This window comes from Streptomyces sp. LS1784, assembly GCF_020103755.1.
Classification (GTDB): domain Bacteria; phylum Actinomycetota; class Actinomycetes; order Streptomycetales; family Streptomycetaceae; genus Kitasatospora.
The window spans coordinates 1-2,084 of the sequence record NZ_JAHSQD010000918.1 but is presented as its reverse complement, the minus strand read 5'-3'; the positions used below and the strand labels follow the sequence as shown (position 1 = coordinate 2,084).

1 protein-coding gene and 1 rRNA gene are annotated in these 2,084 nt (G+C 71.7%); both read left to right on the top strand.

Going from position 1 to position 2,084, the window contains the following annotated elements; all coding sequences use genetic code 11:
* Positions 1 to 100 (top strand): 5S ribosomal RNA (gene rrf, locus KS423_RS44220); the annotation flags it as partial.
* Between the two features lie 254 nt (positions 101 to 354).
* Positions 355 to 2,084, top strand: a 1,730-nt coding sequence (locus KS423_RS44215) for a DUF4118 domain-containing protein (protein ID WP_224285324.1), incomplete at its 3' end; no start/stop codon positions are given.

Here is a 2,084-nt window from a genome sequence, read left to right as displayed (position 1 = left end):
GAGGGAAACGCCCGGTTACATTCCGAACCCGGAAGCTAAGCCTTACAGCGCCGATGGTACTGCAGGGGGGACCCTGTGGGAGAGTAGGACGCCGCCGAACAATTCTTCAGAAGAACCCCCATCCGGGACCCGGATGGGGGTTCTTCGCATTTCCGGGCCGTCGGATGTCTCAGGCCCCCTCCCGGACGACCGACGACCCCCGCCGAGTGGCTGGTTCGCCGTCAATATGCCGCTAAAACCGCCTGATCAGCGCACTGATCAGCGGAAAATCTCGTCGCACGCCGTAGTCTCGAAGGCAAGGGGAACAGGTGTCCGGGGTGTCTCCCGGGCAGGGCCGGATCAAGAATGGTGCTCATGGGACGAGGCAGGCTGCGCATCTACCTCGGGGCGGCCCCCGGGGTCGGCAAGACGTACGCCATGCTCGCGGAGGCGCACCGGCGGCAGGAACGTGGCACGGACGTCGTGGTCGCGTTCGTGGAGGACCACGGTCGCCGGCGGACTTCGGACATGGTCGCCGGGCTGGAGGTCGTGCTGCGGCAGCAGGTGGTGCACCGGGGCGCCCGGTTCTCCGAGATGGACCTGGACGCCGTCCTGGCCCGCCGCCCGCAGGTGGCCCTGGTGGACGAGCTGGCCCACACCAACGTCCCCGGCTGCCGCAACGACAAGCGCTGGCAGGACGTCGAGGAACTGCTGGCGGCCGGGATCGACGTGATCTCCTCCGTCAACGTGCAGCACCTGGAGTCGCTCGGCGACGCCGTCGAGGGCATCACCGGGGTGCGCCAGCGCGAGACCGTCCCGGACGAGGTGGTTCGCCGGGCGGACCAGATCGAGCTGGTGGACATGTCCCCGCAGGCGCTGCGGCGACGGCTGGCGCACGGCAACGTGTACGCGCCGGAGAAGATCGACGCCGCCCTCGCCAACTACTTCCGCCCGGGCAACCTGACCGCACTGCGCGAGCTGGCACTGTTGTGGACCGCGGACCGGGTGGACGAGTACCTCCAGAAGTACCGGGCCGAGCAAGGCATCGAGGGCACCTGGCAGGCCCGGGAGCGGATCGTGGTGGGCCTGACCGGCGGGCCCGAGGGGGCGACGCTGATCCGCCGGGCGGCCCGGATCGCGGCCCGGGTCTCCGGCGGCGAACTGCTGGCCGTGCACATCTCCCGCTCGGACGGGCTGGTGGGCTCCGGCTCGCCGCAGGCGCTGATCGAGCAGCGCGCGCTGGTGGAGAGCCTCGGCGGCTCCTTCCACGCCGTGCTGGGCGACGACCCGGCCGCCGGGCTGCTGGACTTCGCCCGGGGCGTGAACGCCACCCAGATCGTGCTGGGCACCAGTCGGCGGCCCGCCTGGCAGTACCTGTACGGGCCGGGCGTCGGCACCACGGTGACCCGGGAGGCCGGGGACATCGACGTCCACATGGTCACCCACGAGCACGCCGGGCACGGGCGGCACGGCAAGATACCGGTCCGCCGGATCACCGACCTGGGCCGTACCCGGACGGTCGCCGGCTGGCTGATCGGGCTGGTCGGCCCGCCGCTGATGGCGATCGTGCTGACCGCGATCGGCGGCCTGGGGCTCTCCACCGACATGCTGCTGTTCCTGTCGCTGACGGTGTGCGCGGCGCTGGTCGGCGGGCTGCTGCCGGCGATCGGCTCGGCGCTGGTCGGCTCCTCGGTGCTGAACTACTACTTCACCCCGCCGCTGCACACGTTCACCATCAACGAGCCGCAGAACATCATGGCGGTGGCGATCTTCACCATCGTCGGCATATCGGTGGCGTCGGTCGTGGACCTCGCGGCCCGGCGCACCCAGCAGGCGGCCCGCAGTCAGACCGAGGCGCAGACGCTCAGCGCGCTGGCCGGCACGGTGCTGCGCGGCGCGCCCAACGGGGACGGCGTGCTGACCGCGCTGATGGAGCAGGTCCGGGAGACCTTCGGGCAGGAGAGCGCCGCACTGCTGGAGCGGCCCGGTCCGCTCGCCGCCTGGGTTCCGGTGGCCGCCGCCGGCCCGCGCCCGCCGGAGCGGCCGGAGGAGGCCGACGTGGACGTCCCGGTCGGTGACAGCCTGGCGCTGGTGCTGCGCGGCCG